Raw genomic sequence first — 6,000 nt, forward strand, 5'->3', positions numbered from 1 at the left:
AGCGTTGCACCCGGTTTTCGTCCGGCTCTGCGCCTGTGGGTTGTGTTCCTTCAGCTTTCCCGTCGCCGTGTTCCCGTTCTCGAACGCGCCGGACCGCGCCCCCGCGGCGTCCGGCAGTTGGACCCAAGGGCATGATGGATCTCGAACTGGACAGCGAACTCGAACGGCCGTCCAACCCACTGGACCTGATCGAACGGCTGGCCGCGCTCAACAACTGGGCCTTCGACCGCGACAGCGACGACGAATTGTCGGTCGCCGTCTCCGGCGGCTGGTCGGACTACCACGTCGCCATCACCTGGCTGGAGGAGGTCGAGGCGATCCACATCGCCTGCGCCTTCGATCTCAAGGTGCCCGAGCGGCGGCGCGGCGAGGTGCTGCAGCTGGTCAGCCTCGTCAACGAGCAGCTCTGGCTCGGCCATTTCGATCTCTGGAGCTCGGAAAGCGTGGTGATGTACCGCCATGCGCTCTTGCTATCGGGCGGGGCGGAGCCGACCGACGAGCAGGCGGCCGCCCTGATCAAGGCGGCGATCGATGCCTGCGAACGCTATTTCCAGGCCTTCCAGTTCGTCGTCTGGGCCGGAAAAACGGCGAAAGAGGGCCTCGAGGGTGCGATGCTGGAGACGGTCGGCGAGGCTTGAGGCCTCGGGCGCACGTTATGGTCGGGCTTGACCCGACCATCTCGGGCAAGTGACCTTTGCGGCATGAGATTCTCGGGGCAAGCCCGAGAATGACGCCTTTCTGAGAGTACCCCATGTCCAGCCAGAGCCCGTCCAGCCCCCTGCCGCAATCGCTCGTCCTCCTCGGTGCCGGCAAGATGGGCGGGGCGATGCTGGAGGGCTGGCTGCGGATCGGAATGAACCCCGCCGGCATCAGCCTGATCGATCCCCACCCGTCCGACGAGATGGTCGGGCTCGCTGCCGCGAAGGGCATGGCGCTCAACCCCGATCCCGCCTCGCTGCGGGCGGTCGACGTCCTCGTCCTGGCGACCAAGCCGCAGATGCTCGATACGGCGGCCCCGGCGGTTCAGGCGCTGATCCGCCCCGAGACGCTGCTGATCTCGATCCTCGCCGGCAAGACGCTGTCCGACCTCGCGGCGCGGCTTCCCAACGCCAACGCGATGATCCGGGCGATGCCCAATTTGCCGGCCTCGGTCCAGCGCGGTGCCACCGGCGCGGCGGCGGGAAGCGGCGTCACCAGCGCCCAGCGTGCCATGGCGGACGCCCTGCTGCGCAGCATCGGCACGGTGGAGTGGCTCGAGGATGAGGGGCTCATCGACGCCGTCACCGCGGTGTCGGGCTCTGGGCCGGCCTATGTCTTCCATCTGGTCGAGTGCCTCGCGGCAGCCGGCAAGGCGGCGGGTCTGCCTGCCGACATCGCCGAACGCCTGGCGCGTGCGACGATCGAGGGGGCGGGCGAACTGCTTCATCAGTCGCCGCTGTCGCCAGCGACCCTGCGCCAGAACGTAACCTCGCCGGCGGGGACGACGGCTGCGGGGCTCTCCGTGCTGATGGGCCCGCTGGAGCCGCTGGTGGTCGAGACGGTGGCTGCCGCCAAACGTCGCGCCGGGGAGCTTTCGGGCTGAACGGCCTTTCATAGGCCGCGATCACAGCCTAGCTTCTCCCCAGCTGCGTCGCGAAGGAGAACTCGCATGGCTCGCAAACCCGCTTCCCCCGAGACCCCGGCCGCCCCGACCGCGGCATCCGCGCTCACCGATCCGCGCCAGCAGGCGATCGCGGCGCTGATGCGTCTGGCGGCCAACCGCCGCTGGGAGGAGATCGAACTCGGCGATATCGCCAGCGAGGCCGGGCTTCCGCTGGCCAAGCTGCGGGGCCTGTTCCCGTCGAAGCTGGCGATGCTGGGCGGGCTCACGCGCCTGGTCGACGACGTCGTGCTGGCGGATACGTCAAACGATCTGGCCGGTGAGCCGGTTCGCGAGCGGCTGTTCGACCTGGTGATGCGCCGGCTCGATGCGCTGGCGCCTTACAAGCCGGGCCTGCGGCGGATCGCGCCCGTCATCCGGCGCGACCCGCTGACGATGGCGGCGCTCAATCGCGGTGCCATCAACTCCTGGCGCTACATGCTCGCCTCGGCCGGAATCCCGACGGAGGACGCGATGGGCATGGTGCGCGTGCAGGGCGCGGTGCTGCTGATGGCGCGTGTCTCCGAGGTTTGGCTCGAGGATGACGAGCCCGAATTGTCGCGCACCATGGCGCGGCTGGACCGCGAGCTCAAGACGGCGGGACGCATCATGGCCCGCGTCGAGGACGTTCACCGGCTGACAGCGCCGCTGCGCGGACTGGCGCGGGCGCTTTGCTCGGGTCGTCGCCCCACGGTGCGCCGGCGCGAGCGCTCGGATGAGAGTCTGCGCCGCGAAGGCGAGGATTATGCGCCTGCGATCTGACACAAGGTTAAGAATCGGCCGCAGGCTCGCTTAACGTTAAGCGTGTATTAGCCATTCCTTGCGACTCTTGCGAATCTCATTTCGTAGGGGTCTTGCGCATGTCGCTGACGAAGAAGCTCGCCACCCTGTCGATCAGCCGCTCCTTTGCGCTGATCGCAGGGCTCGCTGTCGTGATCGCAGTCGGGAGTGTCGGCTACACGCTGACCGAAGCCCGCAACGAGATGGTCGAGCTGAAGCGGCAGGAGGTGCAGAACGCCACCGACATCGCGCGCACGACGGTGGAGTTCTATCGCGACAAGGCCAAGAAGGGCGAGATTCCTGTTCCCGAGGCGCAGAAGCTGGCTATCGACGCCGTGGCCGGCGCGCGCTTCGACGACGGCAATTACTTTTTCGTCTACACCTTCGACGGCGTCAGCGTCACGCATCCCCGCGCCGACATGATCGGCAAGAACCTGATGGGTCTCAAGGACCCCGCCGGCAAGCCGATCGTGCAGGAGCTGCTGTCGATCGCCAAGGGCGGTGGCAAGGGCGGCTATCTCGATTTTCTCTGGGTGAAGCCTGGCGACAAGGAGCCCACCCGCAAGATCGCCTATGTCAGCGGTATCGCCGACTGGAACTGGGCCGTCGGTACCGGCCTCCACGTCCACGATGTCGATGCCAAGTTCCTCGGCCTGATGGGTGGCGTCGCCAAGGTGCTGGTGCCGCTCGGCCTGCTCATGCTCGGGCTCGTGATCGTCCTGAGCCGCCGCGCCAATGGAATGCTGACCTCGCTGTCGGGCACGATGAATGCGCTTGCCGCGGGCAATCTCCAGACCGCCATCGCGCATCAGGACAGGCCCGACGAGATCGGCTCGATGGCGCGGGCGCTCGTGGTCTTCCGCGACGCCGCCGTCGCGAAGGATGCGATGGAGGCCGACAAGGCGCGCGCCGAGCAGGAGGCGGCCGGGCATCGTGATGCGGCGGACGGCCAGCGCCGGCGCAGCGAGGCCGAGCGGGCCGAGATCTCCCGGACGCAGGAGAGCGTCGTCGCGGCGCTCGGCACCGGCCTCGAGCATCTGGCCGAGGGCGACCTGACCTATCGCATTACAGAGGATTTCGGCTCCGACTACGCCAAGCTGCGCGACGACTTCAACGCGTCGATCGGCAAGCTGCAGGAGACGATGCGGCAGATCGCGACCAACACCGAGAGCATGAAGGCGGGTTCGATCGAGATCAGCCAGGCGGCCGACGACCTCGCAGGCCGCACCGAGCAGCAGGCGGCCTCCGTGGAGGAGACGGCGACCGCGCTGGACGAGCTCACCGCCACGGTGCGGCAGACCGCCGAGAGCGCGCGCCAGGCCAACCAGGCGACGACGCAGGTCAAGGCCGAGGCCGAGCAGTCGACCGCGATCGTGCGCGACGCGGTGGTGGCGATGGGCGGCATCGAGAAATCCGCCGAGGAAATCTCCCAGATCGTCGGGGTGATCGACGAGATCGCCTTCCAGACCAACCTGCTGGCGCTGAACGCCAGCGTCGAGGCGGCCCGCGCGGGTGACGCCGGCAAGGGCTTCGCGGTCGTCGCCTCCGAGGTGCGGGCGCTGGCGCAGCGCTCGGCCTCGGCCGCCAAGGAGATCAAGGAGCTGATCGCGACCTCCAACACCGAGGTCGAGAAGGGCGTCGCCCTGGTCGGCCAGACCGGCAGCGCGCTGCAGCGCATGGCCGACGAGATCACCCGCGCCACGGGCCTCGTCTCCGAGATTGCCAGCGCGGCTCAGGAGCAGGCCTCGGGCCTGCAGGAGGTCAACACGGCGGTCGGCGAGATGGATCAGTCGACCCAGCAGAACGCCGCCATGGCCGAGCAGTCGACCGCTGCCGCGCACTCGCTCTCGCAGGAGGCGGACCGCCTCTCGGCGCTGGTCATGCGCTTCCAGCTCGGCGGCGATGTCGCGGGGCTCAAGGCGATGGCGCGCACGATGCAGGCGGCGGTCGCGCCACGGCCCGCCGCAGCCCGGCCCGTCTCAAAGCCTGTCGCCCGGCCGGCTGCGGCTGCCGGCGGCGGCGCTGCCGCCCGCAAGGCCGACCCCAGCGCCCATGACAAGGGGTGGTCGGAGTTTTGAGCGGCCCTTCAGACACCGCCGCTCCGGCGGCGACGATCGGCTTCGACGATTTCCTGAAGGTCGACATCCGCGTCGGCACGATCGTCGAGGCCTTGCCCTATCCGGAAGCGCGCAAGCCGGCGATCAAGCTTGTCATCGATTTCGGCGGCACGATCGGGCTGAAGAAGTCCTCAGCGCAGATCACCAAGCACTACGCCTGCGAGGATCTGCCGGGCCGGCAGGTTCTGGCGGTGGTGAACTTCCCGCCACGCCAGATCGGCAAGTTCATGTCCGAGGTGCTGACGCTCGGCGTGCCGGATGCCGAAGGCGAGGTCGTGCTGATCTCGCCGGGGATTGAGGTTCCGAAGGGTGGGCGGCTGTTTTAGGCGCACTCTGCCGGGTCAGGGTGGCCGTTGCGTCTGTCGGCTCGCGACCTGTTGCGGAACTTGGCTTAACGCGACCTGTGGCTCTCGTAATTCGGCATAGACATGATCAATCGTCTGTCGGCCAGTCGAGCTTCTGTAACGACATGTCGCCCGTAGACACTCACACGAACAAAGCCCGTGCGACCATCGCCGCATTGGATAGCAGCTTCTTGAAGGATGCCTGCTACGTGCTGCACCGGCCCGGTGCACGCAACGCCGCTATTCGAGCGAAATCGAAAAATCGACGGCTGGCCTGTTTCTTGGCCGAACTCAAGGTAGCCTGATAGGAACTCGTCAGTCCCCTCCACATGCGCATCGAAATAGATGGCCCCACTTGCGGTTGCCGGCAGAGTCGAACAGCACGCGAGACCTACGGCCGTAGCGAAGCGTATCAAGAGCATCATCTTTGCGCGCCTTAGAACCCGATGCGCCTTAGCATTAGGGAGCCAATTTCAAGTCCGCAACCGACCCCCAAGCGGACGGGATCTACGTGCCCTCAGCAGTCACGTTGCTGCATTGATGGCGGGATGTAGAAGCTCGATTCGATGATGGGTGTGATCGCGGACGATGGTGCATCTAACGGTCCGGCGCATGCCATTATCAGGCCCTTCCTTCCGATCGGGGGGATCTGAGGGCATGAGCCCTGGCGTTTGATCTTCAAAACAGAAGAATCAGAATTGCCACGAATCGTGGATACAATTCGTGCTTCAAACGCGAACTCAGCATTATTCTCAAAAATGCTGACTACCATGACTTCAGCTATAAAATTACCTCTCAAGTCTGACGTGCTGCTGTGGAGATAGCTTGACGCTACCCTGCATGCGCTTGCAGGGGTCGAGACGGCGGCCGATGCTACAGCTAAGATGATCGCATAAATGATTTTTGCGAACGCCATACGCACTCCACCTCTGTTTTGTCCGCGTCCTACCCTGGGCAGCCCTAGACTGGGCAGCCCTAACAGGCTGTTGAAGAAGTCAGACGCGTTCGCAGACGAAGCCTGACTCGTCGCCGTTGTGGATGTAGAAGTGCCCGACGAGGCGGCCGGCGGTGCCGATTGCGGCCCATCCGCAACCGCAGGCGGGATCATTCTCGTCGTGTC

5 protein-coding genes are annotated in these 6,000 nt (G+C 66.2%); all 5 read left to right on the plus strand.

The window, feature by feature from the left end; translation table 11 throughout:
• Nucleotides 1-131: 131 nt before the first annotated feature.
• A complete protein-coding gene (locus Q8S38_RS06015; RefSeq protein ID WP_305679516.1) occupies nucleotides 132-638 on the plus strand; it encodes a type III secretion system chaperone family protein in 507 nt (168 codons plus the stop codon).
• 113 nt (nucleotides 639-751) lie between these two features.
• Nucleotides 752-1,582, plus strand: a complete 831-nt coding sequence (gene proC / locus Q8S38_RS06020) for a pyrroline-5-carboxylate reductase (protein WP_305679517.1) — start codon at nucleotides 752-754, stop codon at nucleotides 1,580-1,582.
• A gap of 66 nt (nucleotides 1,583-1,648) precedes the next feature.
• Entirely contained in the window at nucleotides 1,649-2,401 is a 753-nt protein-coding gene (locus tag Q8S38_RS06025; protein ID WP_305679518.1) for a TetR/AcrR family transcriptional regulator, read from the plus strand.
• Between the two features lie 98 nt (nucleotides 2,402-2,499).
• Complete coding sequence (locus tag Q8S38_RS06030; RefSeq protein WP_305679519.1) at nucleotides 2,500-4,497, plus strand: methyl-accepting chemotaxis protein; 1,998 nt, start codon at nucleotides 2,500-2,502, stop codon at nucleotides 4,495-4,497.
• A complete protein-coding gene (locus Q8S38_RS06035; RefSeq protein WP_305679520.1) occupies nucleotides 4,494-4,862 on the plus strand; it encodes a tRNA-binding protein in 369 nt (122 codons plus the stop codon). The genes Q8S38_RS06030 and Q8S38_RS06035 overlap by 4 nt, the downstream gene beginning before the upstream one ends.
• Nucleotides 4,863-6,000: the final 1,138 nt, after the last annotated feature.

The organism is Allobosea sp. (assembly GCF_030695125.1).
Taxonomy (GTDB): Bacteria; Pseudomonadota; Alphaproteobacteria; order Rhizobiales; family Beijerinckiaceae; genus Allobosea.